Origin of the sequence: Kitasatospora sp. NPDC056273, from assembly GCF_042268845.1 — a bacterium.
GTDB lineage: Bacteria > Actinomycetota > Actinomycetes > Streptomycetales > Streptomycetaceae > Kitasatospora.
Genome location: NZ_JBHJSJ010000056.1, coordinates 38,682 through 58,542, shown reverse-complemented (window position 1 = coordinate 58,542; position 19,861 = coordinate 38,682). Strand labels below are relative to the sequence as shown.

The following is a 19,861-nucleotide window of genomic DNA, read 5'->3' as shown; positions in this document are numbered from 1 at the left end:
AGCGTGGGCTGAGCCCGCCGCGCCATGGACGTGGGGGCGCCCCCGGGGCCCCGCCCGGGGGGGCCCCCCCGCCGCTTGCGGAGTTCCCAACTCCGGTACGGAGTCGTCGCGTTGTGGTCTCGTACATCTGGTCGACCGGATCCCGCCATGTCCGGCTGGCCGAATAGTACGCACGGAACCGTCCGTCCCCAGCGCGATTGACGCCCTCGTGCCGCCTCCCTCGGCGGCCCGCATCTCCCGGAGGCCTCGCCATGAGAAACCGCGTACCCGACCCGAGAGGCCGAGGGAGGTGGCGCCGTCGACTACCGGCCCTGGTCCTCGCCAAGGCCGTGGTGGCGGCGCTCGCCGTGATTCCGATCGGGTTGGGCGCGGCGCCGCCGGCGCACGCCGACTCGGCGGTGACGGTCAAGGGCCCGAAGGTCTGGATTCCGTCCGCCAAGAAGTACGGCCCCGAGGGCAGCGTGACCGTCTCCCAGACGAGCAACCTGTCCAACCAGGTCCTCCAGGTCTCCTGGAGCGGCTTCACCCCGACGGTCTACCTGGGCTCCAACGCTCCGGCCCCGACGGCACAGCCGTTGTCGAGCCACATCCTCTACGCGGTGCGGATCTACCAGTGCCGGGGCACCGACCCGTCGGTGACAGACTGCTACGGCAGCACCCTCTACGGCGGCGATCCGACGAAGGGCTTCGAGCAGCCGCCCCGGCCGACGCGCACGGAGGTGCCGGAGTGGCCCACCAACCAGGTGATCGCCGCCACCGGCCCGGACGGCTCGGGCACCGCCTCGATCGAGGTGTGGAGCGCCAAGGAGAGCTCCACGCTCGGCTGTGACGCGACCCACCCCTGTTCCCTGGTGGTCGAGCCGAACTACGGCGGCGACCCGCTGGACCTCTACGAGGTCCTCGACGGCAAGGCCGACTGCGAGTTCCACGACCTGGACACCGACGGGGACGGCTACACCGCTGCCGACGGAATCATGGAGGCCGGCAAGCAGAACTGGAAGACGGGCAACCGGACCAGCGAGCAGTGCGCCTGGCAGCACCGGACGGTGGTCCCGCTGTCCTTCGCCCCCACGGCGGACTCCTGCAAGGTGAGCAACCAGGCCTTCGGTGCCGCCGGTCTGGAGATGGCCAACCGGGCCATGCAGCAGTGGCGGGCGGGCCTGTGCCTGGGCGACTCGCCGATGACCGTGGGCTACGTCCCCGCCGGTGGTGAGCCGCAGGCCCGTGCCGCGTTCCTGGGGGGCAGCAGCAGCACGGAGGTCGCGCTGACGGCGCGGCCCGACCGCTCGCCGCCCACCCGTCCGTACGTCTACGCCCCGCTCGCGACGACTGGCATCTCGGTCACGTACCTGATCGACGACCCGAAGACCGGTCGGCAGATCCGCGACATGAAGCTGAACGCCCGGCTGGTCGCCAAGCTGCTCACCCAGTCCTACGCCTCGCCGGGCATGAGCATCCCCTCCGTGGCCGGCAACTCGACCTGCCTCTACACCGACCCCGAGTTCAAGCAGCTGAACCCGGAGACGGCGGCCAACGGGATCCACTGGCCGACGAGCTGCGGCGGCACCCTGACGGTCTACCCCGGTGTTCCCGGTGGCACCACCGACTTCACCTACCAGCTGACCTCGTGGCTCGCCGCCGATCCGGACGCGAGCCGCTTCCTCGACGGTGAGCCGGACCCGTGGGGCATGCGCGTCGACAGCTTCTACCTGAAGCCGAAGTTCGCCGGCTACCCGGCTGAGGCGTTCCAGGTCCAGGACTACTCCGGGCCCGCGGAGGGCAGCGCGGGAGTCGACTTCAAGCACTGGAAGCAGTACGAGTGGAACCCCTCGCTCGACGGTCTCGGGCGGGTGGCGCGCAACCTGATGCAGTACCAGCCGAACTGCCAGCAGCCGAACAGCGAGTCCGACGGCAGCCACAAGCCCTGTTTCACGCAGATCCCCGGCGTGCGCTCGCTGCTCGCCATCATGGACACCGCCCAGGCCAAGGCGTTCTCGCTCCCCGAGGCCTCGCTGCTCAACCCGGCCGGCTCCTTCGTGTCGCCCGGCACGGCCGGCTTCCAGGCCGCCGTCGGCGACATGCCGACCGACGCCGCCACCGGGGTCCAGCAGCTGCCCTACGGCACGCCGGACACCGCGTTCTCGCGTGACCAGCGGGCGTACCCGCTCACCGCGGTGCAGTACGCGATGGTGCCGACCGGCGGCGTGCCCGCCGAGAAGGCCGCGTCGATCTCGCAGTTCCTCAAGACCGTGACCACCGACGGCCAGACCTACGGCCTCGCGCCGGGGCAGCTCGCCCAGGGCTACCTCGCGCTGACCGGCGCCCAGCGGCAGCAGGCCCAGGAGGCCGTGCAGCACGTCGCGGCCCAGGACGGCAAGCTGCCCGGCAACCAGACCGCCCCTCCACCCGGCGGCGAGCCGGGCACCCCGGAGAGCGGCAACGGTTCCTCCGGCTCCGGCGGCACGGGCGACGGCACCACCCCGGTGAGCAGCTCCGGCACCGGCGGCACCACCGCCGACGGCAACTCCGGCGGCACCGGCTTCGGCTCCTCCGACGGCCTGTCCGGCGGCGGCCTCTCCGGCACCGGCTCCACCGGGACCGGCACGGCCGGCGGTGCCGCGGCTCCCGGCGCGGCCGGCGGCGCCAAGCCCGGCGCGGGCGCCGCGCCCTCCGGCAACGCGATCGCCGCGGCCCCGGTCGGCACCCCGGTGCCCGACCGTCCCGGCACCGCCCGCCTGCTGCTGCCCGTCGCGCTGATCGCCGGCCTGGTGCTGCTGGTCGGAGGACCGGCCGCGCTGGTCCTGGGCGGTACCCCGGCCGGGGCGAAGGTGCTGACCGGCGCCCGCGCCCAGTGGTCGCGACTGCGCCGCAAGTAGGAACCCGCGCTCGGCGGGGCCGCCGTTCCGGCCCCGCCGAGCGCTTTCCCTCCCGCCGAGGCAGCGCCCCGGTCCCTCACCGAGCACGCCCGTTCCCGAGCACGGAGAGCACACCATGACATCCGCCGCCGAGCCCGCGGCACCGTACGCCGGGGCACCACGCCAACCCGACCACGGGCCCGACCAGGACGTGCCCCGCACGATCACCTCCCCCGCGACCCCGGGCGACCGGGTGTTCCGCGGCGTGCTGCGGCTGGCCGGCTTCTCGGTCTTCGCGATCATGGGACTGATCGCCTTCTTCCTGATCCTGCGCGGCTCCGACGCGCTGCGCGCCGTCGGCCTGTCCTTCCTGACCGAGCAGAAGTGGCAGACCGCCGCCCACAACTTCGGCATCGCCGCCGTCCTGCCCAACGGCCTGCTGATCGCGGTGATCGCGCTGGTCATCGCCGTCCCGGTGGCGATCGGCACCGCGATCTTCATCTCCGAGTACGCCCCGGTGCGGCTGCGGGCCGCCCTGGTCTCGCTGATCGACCTGATGGCGGCGATCCCCAGCATCGTCTACGGCCTGTGGGGCCTGTTCTTCCTGCAGCCGCGGATCATCGGCTTCGTCCGCTGGCTGGCCAACCACCTGGGGGAGTACATCCCCTTCCTCAAGGTGCGGACCGGCGACATCGGCACCTCGTACACCTCGTCGACCTTCATCGCCGGCGTGGTGGTCTCCCTGATGATCATCCCGATCGTCACCTCGCTCAGCCGGGAGGTGTTCTCCCAGGCCCCGCAGGGCGAGCGGGAGGGCGCGTACGCGCTCGGCTCGACCCGGTGGGGGATGGTCCGCGCGGTCGTCCTGCCGTTCGGCAAGGGCGGGGTCATCGGCGCGGTGATGCTGGGCTTCGGCCGGGCGATGGGCGAGACGATCGCCGTCGCGCTGATCATCTCGCCGAACTTCAAGGCCATCACCCACATCCTGGAGAACGGCGCCAACTCGATCTCCGCGCTGATCGCGCTGCGCTTCGGCGAGTCGGACGCGCTGTCGCTCTCCGCGCTGATGGCCGCCGGCCTGGTGCTGTTCGCGCTCACCCTGCTGGTCAACGTGCTGGCCGGGATCGTCATCAACCGCTCGCGCTCCGGCGCCGCGACGGCGGACTGAGCATGACCGACCGTCAGTCCGCCCACAGGGCACGCAGCCGTCCGCACCGTGAAGGGACCATCCGATGACCACGCTCGACCTGCCGCCGGTCGCGGCGTCCGGGCCCGCCGGGCCCGCCGCGGCCGGGACCCCGGGCCCCGAGAAGAAGCTGCGGATCGGCGGCGTCACCCGCGACGACGTCCTCACCGTGGCGGGTGCGGCGGTCGGCTCGCTCGCGCTGGACTGGGTGCTATACGAGCGGGTGCTGCCGTTCAGCGGCGCCTTCGGCTTCCTGCTCTGCTGGTACCTGCTCTTCCTGGCCGGCTACTACCTGCTCGGCCGGCTCCAGTGGAACCCGATGATGGTGCGGGACCGGCTGGTCGCCGTGGTCGCCTGGAGCTCCGGGCTGCTGGTGGTCGCGCTGACCGCCGACCAGATCGGCTACGTCGCCAGCCGGGGCTGGGAGGCGGCCCAGCACCTCAACTTCTTCACCGAGTCGATGGAGCGCACCGGCCCGCTCGACCCGCTCACCTCCGGCGGCGCGCTCAACGCGATCGTCGGTTCGCTCGAACAGCTGGGCCTGGCCTCCCTGTTCGCCGTTCCGCTGGGCATCGCCGCGGCCGTCTTCATGTCCGAGGTCGGCGGCCGGGCGGCCCGCCCGGTGCGCACCCTGGTCGAGGCGATGACGGCGCTGCCGTCCATCGTGGCCGGCCTGTTCGTCTACGGCATCGTGATCCTCACCTTCGGCTTCGAGAAGAGCGGCTTCGCGGCCTCGCTCGCGCTCACCGTGATGATGATGCCGATCGTCACCCGGGCCGCCGAGGTGGTCATCCGGCTGGTGCCCGGCACCCTGCGGGAGGCCTCCTACGCGCTCGGCGGCAGCCAGTGGCGCACGGTGTGGAACGTGGTGCTGCCGACCGCCCGGCCCGGTCTGGTGACCGCGGTGGTGCTCGGCATGGCGCGCGGCGTCGGCGAGACCTCGCCGGTGCTGCTGACCTCCGGCTTCACCCCGCGGTTCAACGCCAGCCCGTTCGACGCGCAGCAGGTGTCGCTGCCGCTGTACATCTGGAACTACGTCAAGCAGCCGTACGACGGGATGATCGCGCGCGGCTTCGCGGCCGGCCTGACCCTGATGGCCGTGGTGCTGATCCTCTTCGTCACCGCGCGCATGCTCGGCGGCCGCCGTCCCGGGCAGCTGACCCGGGCCCAGAAGCGCCGGATCAACCGGGAGGCCCGCCGCCAGGAGGCGGCCGCCCTCGGGGGCATCGCCCGTCCGTACGCCCTCCACTCGCAGGCGAAGCACTGATGTCCAGACCAACCACCCTCCGTACCAGAGGAGTTCACATGTCCAGGGGCCTCAGTCGCTCCGTGGCCCGGCTGCTGGCGGGGACGATGTCCCTGATGCTCGCGGCGGCCTCCCCGCTGCTGGGGCAGTCCCCGGCGTTCGCGGCCTCCGTCTCGCTGAGCGCGGACGGCTCCAGTTGGGCCGGTCCTGCCATCGACCAGTGGCGGCAGGACGTCTCCCCGCAGGGCATCCAGATCAACTTCAGCCCGGTCGGCTCCGCGGCCGGTCGCACCGCCTGGTCGAACGGGCAGGACGACTTCACGGCCTCGGACGTGCCGTTCCGCTCGGGGCAGGACAGCGGGGTGGGGCAGGGCGGCCAGGCGTCCGGGACCGGAAGCGCGGAGAAGCCGACCTGGGGCTTCTCCTACGTCCCGATCACCGCGGGCGGCACCACGTTCATGTACAACCTGGTGGTCGGCGGCAAGCAGGTCCGCGACCTGCGGCTCTCCCCGCAGACCGTCGTGGACATCTTCACCAACAAGATCACCAACTGGAACGACCCGAAGATCACCAACGACTACGGCAAGCCGCTGCCCAGCCTGCCGATCACCCCGGTGGTCCGCTCCGACGGCTCCGGCGCCACCGCGCAGTTCACCCGCTGGATGGAGCACACCCACAAGGACCAGTGGGACGCCTACTGCAAGTCCGTCAACGGCGTGAGCTGCGGTGACTACACCGAGTTCTTCCCGCCCTCCGGCCGGATGACCGCGCAGAACGGCTCCGACGTGGTGGCCGGCTACATCAAGTCCCCGACCAACGTCGGCACCATCGGCTACGACGAGTACGCCTTCGCCAAGCGCAGCAACTGGCCGGTCGTGAAGGTGCTCAACCAGGCCGGCTACTACGCGCTGCCGACCGCCTCCAACGTCGCCGTCGCGCTCACCGCCGCCAAGATCCGCGGCGTGGACGACGGCACCCCCGCGAACGACCCGAACTACCTGCAGCAGAACCTCGACGGCGTCTACACCATGGACGACCCGCGCGCCTACCCGATCTCCAGCTACAGCTACCTGATCGTGCCGCGCGCCGGAGCCTCGGCACCCCCGCCGCCGCGCTTCAACAACGACAAGGGCTCCGCGCTCAGCCGCTTCCTCTCCTACGTGCTGTGCGAGGGCCAGGGCAAGGCGGACGACCTCGGCTACTCGCCGATCCCGCGCGGCCTGGTCAAGGGCGGTCTGCTGCAGACCAGGAACATCCCCGGCAACGCCAGCCCGGTCGACCCCGACACCCTCGCCAACTGCGCCAACCCGACCTTCAACTCGGCCGGGGAGCTGACCGTCCTCAAGAACGCCCCGATGCCGAGCCCCTGCGACAAGGCGGGCAGCCCGCTGGACTGCACCGTGAAGGACGGCCAGCCCGTCAAGACCGGCTCCGGCTCGGGCGGTTCCGGCGGCGCGGCCGGCGGCTCCGGCGGTGCGGCGGGCGGTTCCGGCGGCACCGGCGGGTCCGGTGGCACCGGGGGCACCGGTACCGGCGGTGCGGCGGGCGGTACCGGCGGCGCGGGTACGGCCGGCGGTGCCGGCGACCCGAACGCCGCCGGCGCGGCCGGCGGCGACCCGAACGCGCCCGGCGCCGGTGACGGCACCGAGGACGTGATCGACCCGCAGACCGGCCAGGTGGTCGCCCGCGGCCGCGGCGGCGCCGCCACCGAGGTGGCCGCCAACGTGGTCGAGATCAGCGGCAAGCCCGAGGACTGGATGCTGTCCTCCCTCACCGCGCTGGAACTGCTCGCCGTGGTGCTCGTCCCGCCGCTGCTCGGCCGCCGCCTGCTGCGCCGCCGCAACGGCTCGGGCGGCACCTCGTGACGGCCCCGGTGCTGGAGAAGCCGGTCGAGCGGAGCGCCCCGGCGCAGCCGGCCGCCCCCGACACCCCCGCCGCGTCCGACGCCCCGGTCCGGCCCGCCGTCTCCCCCGGGCGGCGGCGGTTCCTCCAGGGCGCCTGGGCGGTCAGCCTCGCGGCCGCGCTGGTGCTCGGCTTCGTCGGGTACCTGTTCACGCTGTCGCACGTCCAGCAGCGGCACTACCAGTCCACCGGGTACAAGACCTTCCGCGACCAGCTGGCCCGGGCGGTCGCCCCGACCGGCGCGGCCGCCGACGGCGCCCCGGTGGCGCTGCTGGACATCCCGGCGATCGGTCTGCACCAGGCCGTGGTGGTCGAGGGCACCACCGGCCGGGACCTGATGCGCGGCCCCGGCCACCGCCGGGACACCGCGCTGCCCGGTCAGCGCGGGGTCACCGTGCTCTTCGGCCGCGGCGCCACCTTCGGCGCGCCGTTCGCCGACCTGTCCAAGCTGCGGGTCGGCGACAAGATCGAGACCACCACCGGCCAGGGCAAGTTCAGCTACACCGTCAACGTGTACGGCGACGGCGACCACCCGATCGTCGACCCGGCGGCCGGCAACCGGATGGTGCTGGTCACCGGCGACTCCGACTGGATCCCCGGCTCCACCGTGCTGATCGGCGCCCGGCTGGACGGCGACCCGGAGCAGAACCCCGGCCGCCGGCCCGCCACCGTCCCGTACGACAAGGCGCTGGCCGCGGACAAGGGCGCGCTGGCCACCCTCCAGCTCTGGTCGCTCGGCCTGCTCGGCGCGGTGGCCGGCGCCCTGGTGCTGGCCCGGTACTGGCGGCGCTCGGCCGCCTACCTGAGCCTCGCGCCAGTGGTCGGCGCGCTGCTCTGGGCGGTCTACGAGAACGCCGCCGCCCTGCTGCCCAACCTCTACTGACGCGCGCCCGGAGGACCGTTCCGATGACCGACGCACCACTGACCGACACCCCGCAGGCCGAGTTCCCACCGACCGACCCGGTCGCCGACACCATCACCCTCCCCCCGGTCGCCCCCGACCCGTACGCGGACCAGCCGTACGGGCAGGACGCGGACGGCCACCCCGACGGCGGGCCGCTCGCCGGGCTGGAGACCCGGGAGGTCTCCGCCTGGTTCGGCAGCCGCAAGGTGCTGGAGCGGGTCTCGCTGGCGATGCCGGCCGGCGAGGTCACCGCGCTGATCGGCCCGTCCGGCTGCGGCAAGTCCACCTACCTGCGGATCCTCAACCGGATGCACGAGATGGTGCGCGGCGCCGCCCTCGCCGGCGAGGTGCTGCTGGACGGCGACGACGTCTACCGGCCCGGCCGCCGGCCCGCCGAGGTGCGGCGCCGGATCGGCATGGTGTTCCAGCGGCCCAACCCGTTCCCGGCGATGTCCATCCAGGACAACGTCTCCAGCGGGCTCAAGCTGGCCGGGATCAAGGTCTCCAAGGAGGAGCGCCAGCACCTGGTGGAGACCAGCCTGCGCCGCGCCGGGCTCTGGGACGAGGTGTCCACCCGGCTGCACACCCCGGGCGGGGCGCTCTCCGGCGGCCAGCAGCAACGCCTGTGCATCGCACGGTCGTTGGCCGTCTCGCCGGACATCCTGCTGATGGACGAGCCGTGCTCCGCGCTCGACCCGACCTCCACCCGCCGGGTCGAGGAGACCATCGCCGAACTGCGCGGGCGGCTCACCATCGTGATCGTCACCCACAACATGCAGCAGGCCCAGCGCGTCTCGCAGACCTGCGCGTTCTTCCTGGCCACCCACGACACCCCGGGGCGGATCGTCGAGGCCGGGCCGACCGGGCAGATCTTCGGCAGCCCGCGCGACCAGCGGACCTCGGACTACGTCAACGGCCGCTTCGGCTGAGCACCGACCGGCTGGAGGAGTCCCGGGTTCAGCCGAGCCCGAGCAGCTCCTCCAGCACCGCCGCGACGCCGTCCTGCTCGTTGCTCACGGTGTGCAGCGGCACCGCCGCCAGCACCTGCGGGTGCGCGTTGGCGACGGCGTACGCGGTGCCGGCCCAGGCCAGCATCTCCAGGTCGTTCGGCATGTCGCCGAAGGCCACCACCTCGCTCCGGTCGATCCCGTGCCCGGCGCACCAGCGGGCCAGCGTGCTGGCCTTGGTGACGCCGGGCGCGCTGATCTCCAGCAGCGGGATCGACGCGGAGCGGGTGATCTCGGCCAGGTGCCCGGCCGCCGCCCTGGCCTCGGCGAGGAACTTGTCCGGGTCGAGGTCCGGGTGCTTGGCCAGCAGCTTGAACAGGCCCCGGACCGACCCGCCGGCCCCCAGCAGCTCCTCCGCCGGGCCGACCTCGTGCTCCATCTCGTCGCCCCACATCGGCACCGCGTAGCCGGCCTCGCGGGCCCAGCCGCCCGGGTACTCGAAGGCGAACGCGGTGCCGGGCAGCGCGGCCCGCAGCGTCTCGACCACCGCCAGGGTGGTCTCCACCGGCAGCGGGAAGGTCTCCAGCAGCTCGCCGCGCCGCACGTCCACCACCGCGCCGCCGTTGGAGCAGATCGCCACCCCGTGGCCGCCGATGTGCGGGCTCACCTGCCGCATCCAGCGCGGCGGCCGCCCGGTCACGAACACCACCCGCACCCCGGCCGCCTCGGCCGCCGCCAGCGCCGCGGCGGTGCGGTCGGTGACGGTGCCGCCGGAGCAGAGCAGGGTGCCGTCCAGGTCGGTGGCGATGAGGCGGGGCGCGGTGCGGGATTCGGTCACCGGTCCATCTTCGCCCATCGGCGCGGCGGGGGCACCGGCCCGGGTCCGCGGCCTCCGGGCGCCCCCGCAGTGATCAAGCCCTTCATGCGCCGTTTCCGGCCGATCCGCCCGTACCCGGGGTGTTCGGCCGACCACGGCGGGCATGACTGCCCACGGCAACCCCGTCGGCAGGAAGAGCCATGCCCACACGCCAGCTCCGTGACCAGCCGCCCCCGACCGCCCGCCCCGACACCCGCGACCCGCAGGCCGCCGAAGCGCCGCGGGCACCCGAAGCCTCGCGCGACCCGGTCCTGCTCGGCGACGTCCTCTTCCACACCCTCGCCGACCTCGCCCGCCGCACCTCCGCCCCGTCCCTCCCCGCCCAGCGCACCCGCCCGCACCCGTGACCGCGCCGCGCGGACGTAGGGTCGGGGGCATGCGACTGAGCACCGTGATCCTCCCCGTCCACCGGTGGAGCGAGGGGCAGAAGACCTGGCGGCGGGCCGAGGAACTCGGCTTCCACACCGCGTACACCTACGACCACCTGTCCTGGCGGTCCTTCCAGGACGAGCCCTGGTTCGGCTCGCTGCCGACGCTGACGGCGGCCGCCTGCGCCACCGAGCGGCTGCGCCTCGGCACGCTGGTCACCTCGCCGAACTTCCGGCACCCGGTGACGCTGGCGAAGGAGCTGATCACGCTGGACGACGTGTCCGGCGGGCGGGTCACGCTGGGCATCGGGGCCGGCGGGACGGGCTTCGACGCGACGGCGCTGGGCCAGGAGGCGTGGTCGCCGAAGGAGCGGGCGGACCGGTTCGGGGAGTTCGTGCCGCTGCTGGACGAGCTGCTGACCAACGACGCCACCACCCGTGAGGGGACGTACTACTCGGCGGTCGAGGCGCGGAACATCCCGGGCTGCGTGCAGACCCCGCGGGTGCCGTTCTACGTGGCCGCCGCCGGCCCGCGCGGGATGCGGCTGGCCGCCGAGCACGGGCAGGGCTGGGTGACGTACGGCGACCCGAAGGGCCCGGCGGACGTGCCGGTGGCGGAGGCGCCCGGCGTGGTCGCCGCGCAGATCGGGAAGCTGACGGCGGCCTGCGAGGCCGTCGGGCGGGACGCCGGGACGCTGGAGAAGGTGCTGCTCCAGGGGTCGACGGCGGAGAAGCCGCTGCAGTCGGTGGACGCCTTCGTCGACTGGGCGGGCACCTACCGGGAGGTGGGCATCACCGAGCTGGTGATCCACTGGCCGATCCCGGACTCGATCTTCGAGAACGACCTCACCGTGTTCGAACGGATCGCCACCGAGGGCCTCGCCCAGCTGGGCTGAGGCCGCGGGCCCACGGAGCCGGAGCACCCCCCCGGGGAGCTCCGGCTCCGTCATGTCGTCGGCTGGCGCTAGGATCTGGCCGATTTCCCGGGGGATGGTTCTGGAGTCCGTGATTCCGCATGCCCCGGCCGCGTGTGTCGAGTCCGAGACGAAGGACAGCATGACCAGAGACATATCCCGAGGCGCTCGGCTGCGCCGGGCCACCGCGGTGGCCCTGACGGCGGTGACCGGCCTCGCGGCGGCGGGCCTCGCCGCCCCGGCGGCCTCGGCCGACGCGGGCCCGGTCCACAGCGTGATCTCCACCGGTGCGGTGTGGACCGCCGACACCCGCGTCTACCTCCAGCCCGACGGCGGGGACCGGACGTTCTGGTTCTTCGTCAAGGGGACGGGGATGACCGGCGGGAACAGCGTCACCTTCACCTCCTCGACGGACCCCTCGCAGACCGTGAAGGCGAGCTTCGGCGGCGACGGGCAGGGCGCGCCCTGCTGGACGCCCCAGGGGTCGCCGAACAGCAACTGCCGGGTGACGGTGCACTTCCCGGGCGGCAGCGCGCTCGGCCACTGGGAGATGACCCAGGTGGAGCTGGCCCAGCCCGACGGCTCGGTGTACCGGCAGACGGTGACGTCCGCCATCGGGACCCAGCTGAAGGTGCCGTCGGTGGAGCTGACGGCCGGCGCCAACCCGATCCAGGCCTCCGGGTTCACGCTGGGCGCCACCACGGCGGACAACCGGGCCCAGGCCCAGACCGTGACGATGTCGATGAAGGCCACCGACACCGCCGGCCGGATCACCCAGGTCGGCCCCGAGCTGACCGGGGACTGCTGGGGCAACGTCGGCGACCTCTCCTGGTCGGGCGACACGGTCACCATGAAGATCACGGTGCCGACCAGCGCCACGACCCCGTGCGTGGTCACCTCCGTCCGGGTGACCGACGACAGCCAGCGGAACTTCGAGGCCAAGGCCCCGGCCGGGCTGGTCATCACCCCGCTGCAAACCCCGGCCACCGCCCTGACGATCGGTGACGTGTCCTTCCAGCGCCGGCTGTCGCCGGACGGCGGCACCGTGCCGGTCTCCTTCCCGGTGTCCGACACGGTCCCGATCTCCCAGGTCGCGGTGACGGCCCACGGCCCGGTCGCCCCGGGCTGCGCGCCGACCGCCTCGACCACCGTCCCGCCCGGCACCCTCACGACGAACGTCTCGCTGTACCTGCCGTTCGCCGCGGCCGGGACGACCCCGGACGGCTCGAAGCCGACGGGCTGCCAGCCCGGCCTGTACGCGCTGGAGATCGCCGTCACCGACGCGAACGGCACCCACAGCTACGGCGCGGTCGGCACCCCGCTGGCCAAGCCGCTGGACATCTCGGTGGGCAGCGCGGGCACCTACGTGGCGATGGCGCCGCAGCGCCTGCTGGACACCCGGACCACCGGGACGCTCCGGGGCCGCGGCGTCACCCCGCTGAAGGTCGCGGGCACCGCGGGCATCCCGGCCGACGCCGTCGCCGCGGTCATGAACGTCACCGCGACCAACGCCAAGGACACCGGGTTCGTCACCGTCTACCCGGCCGGCGGGTCCGCCCCCGTCACCTCCAACCTGAACCACACCGCGGGGCAGACCGTCCCCAACGCGGTGACGGTCCAGCTCGGGGCCGGCGGCGCCGTCGAGCTGCTCAACGGCTCGGACGGCGACCTCGACCTGATCGCCGACGTCACCGGCTACTACGTCCCGGACACCACGGGCGCCGTCTACACCGGCTTCACCCCCAAGCGGGTGCTGGACACCCGGCCCACCCACGTGCCGTCCCGCGGCACGGTCACGGTGAACCTGTGCAACCAGGCCCGGATCCCGTACAACGCGACGGCGGCCGCGCTCAACGTGACCGTCACCGACCCCAAGGACGTCGGCTTCCTGACGGTCTACCCGCACGGCCAGGCGCTGCCGAACGCGTCGACCCTCAACTTCACGCCCGGGCAGACGATCTCCAACATGGCGGTCGCCCGGCTCGGCGACGGCTGCCTGGTGGACGTCTTCAGCTCGGCCTTCGCGCCGGTCGACATCGTGGTCGACACCTCGGGCTACTTCGTCCCGGACGACAGCGGCCAGACCACCGACGGCGTGCTGGTCACCGGCACCCCCGTGCGGCAGTACGACAGCCGCCAGGGCGGTGGCCCGGTCCCCGGCGGCAGCTCCCTGCTCGGCTGGGGCCTGAAGCCGCGCGACTGGGGCATCGGCTCGCTGCTGCTCAACGTGACGGTCACCAACCCGACTGCGGACAGCTTCGTCACCGTCTACCCGGACGGAGGGCCGGCGGACTCGGCCCCGACCGGCGCCGGGCTGCCGGACGCCTCGAACCTGAACTTCACCGCGGGCCAGACCATCCCCAACATGGTCAACGCCTCGGTCGGGGCCAACGGGTACGTGGACTTCTTCAACCACGTCGGCAGCACCGACCTGGTGGTCGACATGTTCGGGTACTACACCACGGGCGTCGGCGCGAAGTCGGCCGCGGCCACCGCCAGGTCGGCCGCCGTCGCGCCGTCCGCCGCGGCACCCGGGACGGTCGCGCTGCCGGAGGCGAACCCGCTGCGGCTGCCGGTCGCGGCCGCGCGGACGGCGGCTGGCCGCCCCTGATCCACCGCCCGCCCCGGGCGACCTGACGGACCGACGGGTGCCGCTCCTCGAAGGAGCGGCACCCGTCGCCGTCGCGGCGGCCGAAGGGGGCCCGGCGCCGGGCGGCTCACACCACGTCGAGCCGCTCGGCGCCGCCCGCGCAGCCGAGCTGCTGCCCGGCGGCGCGCTCGGCGAAGCCGCGGGCGGCCTCGCCCATCCGCTTGCGGCCGGGCCCGTCCGGGAGGAGCTTCCCGTCCTTGCCGGTGAGCCTGAGGACGGCGCGGTAGCCGGTGCGCCGGCCGTCCACGGTGCACTCGAAGCCCACCGCGCCGAGGCTGTCGCCGCCGGAGAGCACGCCGCCGAACGACGCCTCGGCGGTCAGCAGCCGGCCGTCCCCGCCGTTGACCGAGCAGCGCACGGAGGCCGGGGCGTCGGGGGTCGCCGCCCGGTAGGCCGTCTCCACGAAGACCCGGGGGGCGCCGCCGAGCAGCCCGGTGACGGCCGGGTCGTCGAGCAGGCCGCGGCACTCGCCGTGCGACAGGGCGACGGCCGACGGCCGGTAGGCGGTGTGGTCGAGGTAGAGGTGCCAGCCGAGCAGGCCGCCGCCGAGCAGCAGCGCGGAACCGCCCGCGATCAGGGCCCGGGGGTGCTTCACCGGCAGAGCTCCTTCGTCTTCGCCGCCAGCGCGGCGCGGGTGACCTCTTCGAGCGCCTGTCGGCCGTCCGCCCCGTCGGCGCGGGCCGCCTCCCCGGCGGTGACCCGCACCTCGATGTAGCCGCTGGGCCCGGTCACGCAGTACTGGGCCGCGGTGGCGCCGCCCGGCCAGGCCGCGGACAGGCCGGGCAGGTCGAGCGGGCGGGCGTCCGGGCGGGTGGCCTCCGCGGCGGCCAGGGCGAGTTCCCCCTCGTGCCGGACGGCGGTGAGGGTGAGCACGGCGCGGCCGTCGATCCGGACGGCGCAGCTCTGCTGGTCGGTGTCGCGGACGCCGGAGCTGGTCCGCTCCTCGGAGTCCTGGTCACCGGGCGGCAGCAGCCGTCCGAGCGGGGTGTCGGCGCCGGTGGGCAGGCGGCAGAGGTGGGCGGACCGGCCGGGGGGCTCGGACGGGCGGTGGCCCCGCCAGTCCCGGTAGCCGACGAACCCGGCGGCGGCCACCGCCACGACCAGCACGGCGGGCAGCAGCAGCGGGTCGTGCAGGCGCCCGGCCCAGCGGTCCGCGAGGAGCCGGGCCCAGCGGGCCGCGGGCCCGGCTCCGGACCCGCTCACGCGTCGCCCTTCGCGTTGGTGGACGAGTTGTTCGCCGTCCCGCGCGACATGCCCTGGAGCGCGCTGTCGCGGGCGCTGTTGGCGAGCCGGTCGATGTCCTGGCGGGCGATCCCGGTGCCGCTGCCGGCGTCCCGGACCGCCTGGTCGGCCCCCCTCGCCACCCGGCCCTCGGCCTCGGCGGTGTGGTTGCGGCTCTCCTGGCGCCCGTCCTCGGTGGTGTCCTTCTTGTTGGCCTCGATGACGCTGTCGGCGATCGAGTCGACGATCTGGTCCGCGATCTCGCCGCCGAGCGGGATCTTCTCGGTCACGCTGCCGATGACGGCGTTGAAGGCGTCCTTGCCGTAGCCGACGTTCTTCTCCAGCGCGTCGTTGAACTCCTTGTCGGAGGCGGCGTGTTCGTTGTGCACCTCGTCGATGCGGGCCTGGTTGAGGTAGCCGCTGACGACGCCGCCGGACTCGGCGTTGTGCTTGATGTCCGACTCCAGCCGGGCGAAGTCGGTCTGCCCGCTGTCCAGGTGGCCGCGGATGAGGGCGGTGGTGTACGCCTGGTTGGCGTTGGTCACCGCGCCGTAGGCGTCCGGGTCGCGGCCGAGGGCGTCGAGCAGCCCGGCCACGGAGGAGGCGTCGAGGGAGGCCGGGGAGCCGTTGACCGGCAGGTCGGTGCCGTGGGAGAGCGAGTTCTGCACGTCGCCGATGTACTCGGCGGTCATGTGCCCGAGGCTGCCCCGCATGGCGGCGAGCTTGCCGTCGCCCTTGATGTCGTCCAGTGCCCCGTCGTCGCCGTGCCGGCCGAAGGTGTCCACGACCCGCTTCATCAGGTCGGCCTGCTCGGTGGTGTGCCGGTCCGGGGGGACGGGGCCCGGCTCGTCGTACGGGTGGCCGGTGGTGGCGGCCTCCAGGGCGCGGCCGAAGGCGGCCGGACCGGCCTGCTTGCTCGCGTCCCACACCTTGGAGTCCCGGGAGGTGGTGTCCGGGATCCAGTCCTTGTCGTGGGAGTAGTAGGAGAAGTAGTCCGAGGGCTTCGGCTTGCCGCCCTGGTTGACCGTGCCGTCCTGGTTGTAGGCGGTCGGCTGCTCGGTGAAGAACCTGTTGGCCGCGTCCGGGCTGTGCGCGAGCGCCTCCAGGATCGCCGTGGTGGGGCGGAAGCCGGCGCCCGCCTCGTCGCCGCCGGTCAGGTTGAAGCCCTGGATCCTGGAGCCGGGCATCGGGGCCGGCCAGTACCGGTCCTGGGTGTCGAGCTGGGTGACGTGCTCGGCGATCGGGTTGATGAAGTGGGCGTCGTAGTTCCCGTTCATCAGGATGCCGGAGAGCACCTGGTAGCCGTACGGCACGTAGTCCAGGCCGGAGGCCCGGTACGGCTTGTCCCAGACCGGCTGGGAGCCGGCCTTGCGCAGCGCGGCGGCCCACTCGTCGGACAGGTGCGGCTCGTTGGTGCTGCGGGTGGCGGTGGCCAGGCCGAGTCCGAGGTTCTTCTGGAGGTCCTGGTAGGCCTTCCAGCGCGGGTCCTTGTCGTCACGGGGGTGCGCCGGGTCGCCGACCATGCTGTTCCAGGACTTGATCAGGCCGTCCGGGCCGAGGTCCTGGTAGAACGTGGTGGCGAACTTCGGGTCGTTGCCGTGCGAGGCCAACAGCGAGTTCAGCTCGGTCAGTTCGGGCTCGGTGATGCCCCCGCCCCGGGCCGCGAGCTGGGCGGCGCGCCGGCCGTCGGCCTCCGGGCCGCCGCCGATGGCCTTGCCGTTGAAGGACTTCTGACCGTCAGTCATGCTGTCGGCGCGCAGCGCCCAGGCGATCCGCTCGTCGGCGGCGGTGGCCTCGGCGACGGCGGAGTCGATCGCCTTGCGGGCGGCCTCCGCCTTGTCGCCCCACTCCTTCTGGTAGTCCCGGAGGGCCTCGTAGTCGTGCCGGGTGGCGTTGTCGGCCGGGGGCCAGCTCACGGTGCCGTTCTCGGTGACGGTCAGCCCGGCCGTCCGGGCGTCGGCGACCGCCTTGTCCAGCTTGGTCTTCGCGGCCTTGAACTCGGTGGACGCCTCGGTGAAGATCGAGGCGAAGGCGTTGGCCTCGGTGACGGCGGCGGTCAGCTGCTCGTTGGTGCGCTGGAGGCCGGGGCGGGCCTGGTCGGCGGCGGGGCCGCTCCAGCAGGCGGAGTCGACCTGGGCGATCACCGTGGTGTCCCAGTCGCCGTCCATCGCGTGGAGCTTCTGGGCGACGGTGGTCCAGGCGGTGGCGGCGGTGTCCAGGACGCCGAAGTCGGCGGTGCTGAGCTCGTGGAAGTCGACCATCTCGGTGGTCCTCTCAGTTGCCGAGGTCGTGCTGGACGGCCGACTCGTTCTGCCTGTAGTTGGCGGCGGTGGCGCGCAGCGCCTGGGTGGTCTGCCCGATGGTGCCGCCGAGGGCGGCGACGCACTGGTCCCAGGTGCCGGCGGCGCCCGCAGCGGCCTTGCCGGTGCTCCAATTGGCCAGCGAGGTGGACACCTTGGCGGTGGCCTCGTCGGCGCCCCGGCCCTCGGTGTTGAGGCGGGCGTGGATCTGGTCGGAGTTGTTCCCCGCGGTGGTGAGCGCGTTGGTGTCGGCGCTGAAGCCGCCCCCGCCTCCGCCGCCGGACGCCGAGGCCGAGTTGAGCTGTGTGCGGGCCGCTTCCCGGGCGCGGGCCGAGTCGGTCAGGTTCCCGTCCGCGTCGTAGGCCCAAGGGTTCATCATCCGGTCGAACGCGGTCGCCCGATCAGACATGTCGATCGTCCCCCTCCGTGCCGGGGCGCTGCTCCGGCACCCCCGTTGGCAAAGAGTCAGGCAAGTGTGTAAAGAGATCCGACAAAGGGTACAGGTGGATTCCGCTTTTTCTAACCCCTAGGGGTGAGGGGCTCCGACGTCATACCGCAGCAGCAGACGGCCTCGTCATTCCAGCTCATGACCCGTACCGCACAAGGCCGTTACGTTTGGTCCCGTGTCCACAGCTGTCATCAAGACGGACGGCCTCACCAAGAGGTATCCCCGTGTCACCGCGCTCGACCAGCTCACCGTCGAGGTGCGGCCGGGTGTGGTCGGTCTGGTCGGGGCCAACGGCGCGGGCAAGTCCACTCTCATCAAGATCCTGCTCGGGCTCGCCCCGGCGACCTCCGGCCGCGGCGAGGTCCTCGGCCTGGACGTCGCCACCCAGGGCTCCGAGATCCGCGCGCAGGTCGGCTACATGCCCGAGCACGACTGCCTGCCACCGGACGTCTCCGCGACGGAGTTCGTGGTGCACATGGCGCGGATGGCGGGCCTGCCCGCCACCGCCGCCCGTGAGCGCACCGCGGACACCCTGCGGCACGTCGGCCTGTACGAGGAGCGGTACCGCCCGATGGGCGGCTACTCGACCGGCATGAAGCAGCGGGTCAAACTCGCCCAGGCGCTGGTGCACGACCCGAAACTGGTGCTGCTGGACGAGCCGACCAACGGCCTCGACCCGGCCGGCCGGGACGAGATGCTGGCGCTGATCCGCCGGGTGCACACCGACTTCGGCATCTCGGTGCTGGTCACCACCCACCTGCTCGGCGAGCTGGAGCGGACCTGCGACCACCTGGTCGTGATCGACGGCGGCAAGCTGCTGCGCTCCTCCTCCACCGCCTCCTTCACCGAGGCGACGGCCGTGCTCGCGGTCGAGGTCGGCGACTTCCCGGAGGACCACGGCCGCGAGCCGGGTCCGGCGGTCCGCGAGCGGCTCGCCGCGGCCGGACTGTCCGTCCAGCCCGAGGGCTCGCACCTGCTGCTGGTCCGGCTGGCCGACGAGTCGACGTACGACACCATCCGCGACGCCGTCGCCGGACTCGGCCTCGGCCTGGTCCGGCTGGAGCAGCGCCGGCACCGGGTCGCCGAGCTCTTCACCGACGCCCAGGACACCGAGCAGAGCAAGGGAGGGACGAACGATGCCGCTGCCTCCTGAGACCAGGTCCGCCGACACCGGCGTCATCCACGACATCGGCTACCGCGGCTACACCGGCCCCCGGCTCGGCCGCACCTACGCCACCCGCGCGCTCTTCACCCAGAGCCTGCGCGCCGCGTACGGCCTCGGCCGCTCCGGCAAGTCCAAGGTGCTGCCGATGCTGGTGCTGGGCGTGATCACCGTGCCCGCGCTGATCTTCGTGGCGGTCTCGGTCGTGATGAAGCGCGACGAGCTGCCGGTCGAGTACGCGGGCTACCTCTCCATCTTCAGCCTGGTGATCTCGGTCTTCCTCGCCTCCCAGGCGCCGGTCCTGCTCTCCCGGGACCTGCGCTACCAGACCGTCCCGCTGTACTTCTCCCGCCCGATCACCCGCACCGACTACGTCCGGGCCAAGTTCGGCGCCATGGTCTGCGCCCAACTGCTGCTGATGGCATCCCCGTTGCTGGTGCTGTACATCGGCGCGCTGCTCGCCGGGATGGACTTCGGGCACAACACCGCGCACTTCCTGTACGGCCTGGTCGCGGCCGTGCTGTACGCCCTGGTGCCGACCTCGGTGGCCGTGGTGATCGCGGCCGCCACCCCGCGCCGCGGCTTCGGCGTGGCCGCCATCATGGGCTACCTGGCGGTCAGCGCCGCGCTGGGAGCGGCCGCGGTCGGGATCAGCAACCGCAGCACGACCGGCTCCGACGCCCCGCAGTGGATGTCGCTGATCTCGCCCACCGACCTGGTGGAGTCCCTGGTCAACGAGCTGTTCGGGCTCGGCGACGGCTTCGACCGCCGGCACGCCCCGGGCGGCCTCGGTCTGGCGGTGTTCGCGCTCGTCGCGGTGGCCATGGTGGTCGGCTCGTACCGGCTGCTGCTGCGCCGCTACCGGAACGTCTGAGAGGGCG

General features: G+C 73.1%; 16 protein-coding genes. 11 read left to right on the top strand and 5 right to left on the bottom strand.

Annotated features, from left to right (window positions below; all coding sequences use genetic code 11):
• Window positions 1-251: 251 nt before the first annotated feature.
• The 6 genes from ACFCY1_RS34080 (at window position 252) to ACFCY1_RS34055 (ending at window position 9,022) form a co-directional block, all read left to right on the top strand.
• Complete coding sequence (locus ACFCY1_RS34080) at window positions 252-2,876, top strand: hypothetical protein (RefSeq protein WP_147409136.1); 2,625 nt, start codon at window positions 252-254, stop codon at window positions 2,874-2,876.
• Window positions 2,877-2,991: 115 nt separating this feature from the next.
• Window positions 2,992-4,023, top strand: coding sequence for a phosphate ABC transporter permease subunit PstC (gene pstC / locus ACFCY1_RS34075; RefSeq protein WP_049661130.1), 1,032 nt, complete (start codon window positions 2,992-2,994; stop codon window positions 4,021-4,023).
• A gap of 64 nt (window positions 4,024-4,087) precedes the next feature.
• Window positions 4,088-5,308: a phosphate ABC transporter permease PstA gene (gene pstA / locus ACFCY1_RS34070; protein WP_375877094.1), complete on the top strand. Its 1,221-nt coding sequence runs from the start codon at window positions 4,088-4,090 to the stop codon at window positions 5,306-5,308.
• Window positions 5,309-5,346: 38 nt separating this feature from the next.
• Window positions 5,347-7,152, top strand: coding sequence for a phosphate ABC transporter substrate-binding protein PstS (locus ACFCY1_RS34065; RefSeq protein ID WP_079272017.1), 1,806 nt, complete (start codon window positions 5,347-5,349; stop codon window positions 7,150-7,152).
• Window positions 7,149-8,072, top strand: coding sequence for a sortase (locus tag ACFCY1_RS34060; RefSeq protein WP_375877093.1), 924 nt, complete (start codon window positions 7,149-7,151; stop codon window positions 8,070-8,072). The genes ACFCY1_RS34065 and ACFCY1_RS34060 overlap by 4 nt, the downstream gene beginning before the upstream one ends.
• Window positions 8,073-8,095: 23 nt before the next feature.
• Window positions 8,096-9,022 (top strand): phosphate ABC transporter ATP-binding protein, encoded by a 927-nt coding sequence (locus tag ACFCY1_RS34055; RefSeq protein ID WP_082346115.1) that lies wholly within the window; start codon window positions 8,096-8,098, stop codon window positions 9,020-9,022.
• 28 nt (window positions 9,023-9,050) lie between these two features.
• On the opposite strand, the gene ACFCY1_RS34050 is transcribed toward ACFCY1_RS34055, so the two are convergent.
• The gene (locus tag ACFCY1_RS34050; protein ID WP_074002012.1) at window positions 9,051-9,896 is read right to left on the bottom strand and encodes an HAD family hydrolase; all 846 of its coding nucleotides are present in this window, start codon (window positions 9,894-9,896) and stop codon (window positions 9,051-9,053) included.
• Window positions 9,897-10,057: 161 nt separating this feature from the next.
• Here ACFCY1_RS34050 and ACFCY1_RS34045 point away from each other — a divergent pair, with 161 nt between their 5' ends.
• The 3 genes from ACFCY1_RS34045 (at window position 10,058) to ACFCY1_RS34035 (ending at window position 13,810) form a co-directional block, all read left to right on the top strand.
• Window positions 10,058-10,264, top strand: a complete 207-nt coding sequence (locus tag ACFCY1_RS34045; protein WP_117488863.1) for a hypothetical protein — start codon at window positions 10,058-10,060, stop codon at window positions 10,262-10,264.
• A gap of 29 nt (window positions 10,265-10,293) precedes the next feature.
• Entirely contained in the window at window positions 10,294-11,181 is an 888-nt protein-coding gene (locus ACFCY1_RS34040) for an LLM class flavin-dependent oxidoreductase (RefSeq protein WP_074002014.1), read from the top strand.
• A gap of 160 nt (window positions 11,182-11,341) precedes the next feature.
• Window positions 11,342-13,810 (top strand): hypothetical protein, encoded by a 2,469-nt coding sequence (locus ACFCY1_RS34035; protein ID WP_375877092.1) that lies wholly within the window; start codon window positions 11,342-11,344, stop codon window positions 13,808-13,810.
• A gap of 106 nt (window positions 13,811-13,916) precedes the next feature.
• On the opposite strand, the gene ACFCY1_RS34030 is transcribed toward ACFCY1_RS34035, so the two are convergent.
• Genes ACFCY1_RS34030 through ACFCY1_RS34015 form a run of 4 tightly spaced genes read right to left on the bottom strand, consistent with a single transcriptional unit; the run spans window position 13,917 to window position 17,779 of the window.
• Window positions 13,917-14,444 carry a hypothetical protein gene (locus tag ACFCY1_RS34030; RefSeq protein ID WP_375877091.1) on the bottom strand — a complete coding sequence of 176 codons (528 nt, stop codon included), beginning with the start codon at window positions 14,442-14,444 and terminating at the stop codon, window positions 13,917-13,919.
• The gene (locus tag ACFCY1_RS34025) at window positions 14,441-15,052 is read right to left on the bottom strand and encodes a hypothetical protein (RefSeq protein ID WP_375877090.1); all 612 of its coding nucleotides are present in this window, start codon (window positions 15,050-15,052) and stop codon (window positions 14,441-14,443) included. The genes ACFCY1_RS34030 and ACFCY1_RS34025 overlap by 4 nt, the downstream gene beginning before the upstream one ends.
• The gene (locus tag ACFCY1_RS34020; protein ID WP_375877089.1) at window positions 15,049-17,331 is read right to left on the bottom strand and encodes a hypothetical protein; all 2,283 of its coding nucleotides are present in this window, start codon (window positions 17,329-17,331) and stop codon (window positions 15,049-15,051) included. The genes ACFCY1_RS34025 and ACFCY1_RS34020 overlap by 4 nt, the downstream gene beginning before the upstream one ends.
• Window positions 17,332-17,344: 13 nt before the next feature.
• Window positions 17,345-17,779 carry a hypothetical protein gene (locus tag ACFCY1_RS34015; protein WP_375877088.1) on the bottom strand — a complete coding sequence of 145 codons (435 nt, stop codon included), beginning with the start codon at window positions 17,777-17,779 and terminating at the stop codon, window positions 17,345-17,347.
• A gap of 214 nt (window positions 17,780-17,993) precedes the next feature.
• Here ACFCY1_RS34015 and ACFCY1_RS34010 point away from each other — a divergent pair, with 214 nt between their 5' ends.
• Window positions 17,994-18,971 (top strand): ABC transporter ATP-binding protein, encoded by a 978-nt coding sequence (locus ACFCY1_RS34010; protein ID WP_049652877.1) that lies wholly within the window; start codon window positions 17,994-17,996, stop codon window positions 18,969-18,971.
• Window positions 18,955-19,854: an ABC transporter permease gene (locus ACFCY1_RS34005; protein ID WP_049652874.1), complete on the top strand. Its 900-nt coding sequence runs from the start codon at window positions 18,955-18,957 to the stop codon at window positions 19,852-19,854. The genes ACFCY1_RS34010 and ACFCY1_RS34005 overlap by 17 nt, the downstream gene beginning before the upstream one ends.
• Window positions 19,855-19,861 lie beyond the last annotated feature (7 nt).

What these genes read in the sequence shown, in the direction of transcription:
- ACFCY1_RS34050 (WP_074002012.1), bottom strand. Translation starts at nt 9,896, where the DNA reads ATGGGCGAAGATGGACCGGTGACCGAATCCCGCACCGCGCCCCGCCTC.
- ACFCY1_RS34020 (WP_375877089.1), bottom strand. Translation starts at nt 17,331, where the DNA reads ATGGTCGACTTCCACGAGCTCAGCACCGCCGACTTCGGCGTCCTGGAC.
- ACFCY1_RS34080 (WP_147409136.1), top strand. Translation starts at nt 252, where the DNA reads ATGAGAAACCGCGTACCCGACCCGAGAGGCCGAGGGAGGTGGCGCCGT.
- ACFCY1_RS34065 (WP_079272017.1), top strand. Translation starts at nt 5,347, where the DNA reads ATGTCCAGGGGCCTCAGTCGCTCCGTGGCCCGGCTGCTGGCGGGGACG.
- pstA (WP_375877094.1), top strand. Translation starts at nt 4,088, where the DNA reads ATGACCACGCTCGACCTGCCGCCGGTCGCGGCGTCCGGGCCCGCCGGG.
- ACFCY1_RS34015 (WP_375877088.1), bottom strand. Translation starts at nt 17,779, where the DNA reads ATGTCTGATCGGGCGACCGCGTTCGACCGGATGATGAACCCTTGGGCC.
- ACFCY1_RS34040 (WP_074002014.1), top strand. Translation starts at nt 10,294, where the DNA reads ATGCGACTGAGCACCGTGATCCTCCCCGTCCACCGGTGGAGCGAGGGG.
- ACFCY1_RS34055 (WP_082346115.1), top strand. Translation starts at nt 8,096, where the DNA reads ATGACCGACGCACCACTGACCGACACCCCGCAGGCCGAGTTCCCACCG.
- pstC (WP_049661130.1), top strand. Translation starts at nt 2,992, where the DNA reads ATGACATCCGCCGCCGAGCCCGCGGCACCGTACGCCGGGGCACCACGC.
- ACFCY1_RS34045 (WP_117488863.1), top strand. Translation starts at nt 10,058, where the DNA reads ATGCCCACACGCCAGCTCCGTGACCAGCCGCCCCCGACCGCCCGCCCC.
- ACFCY1_RS34005 (WP_049652874.1), top strand. Translation starts at nt 18,955, where the DNA reads ATGCCGCTGCCTCCTGAGACCAGGTCCGCCGACACCGGCGTCATCCAC.
- ACFCY1_RS34035 (WP_375877092.1), top strand. Translation starts at nt 11,342, where the DNA reads ATGACCAGAGACATATCCCGAGGCGCTCGGCTGCGCCGGGCCACCGCG.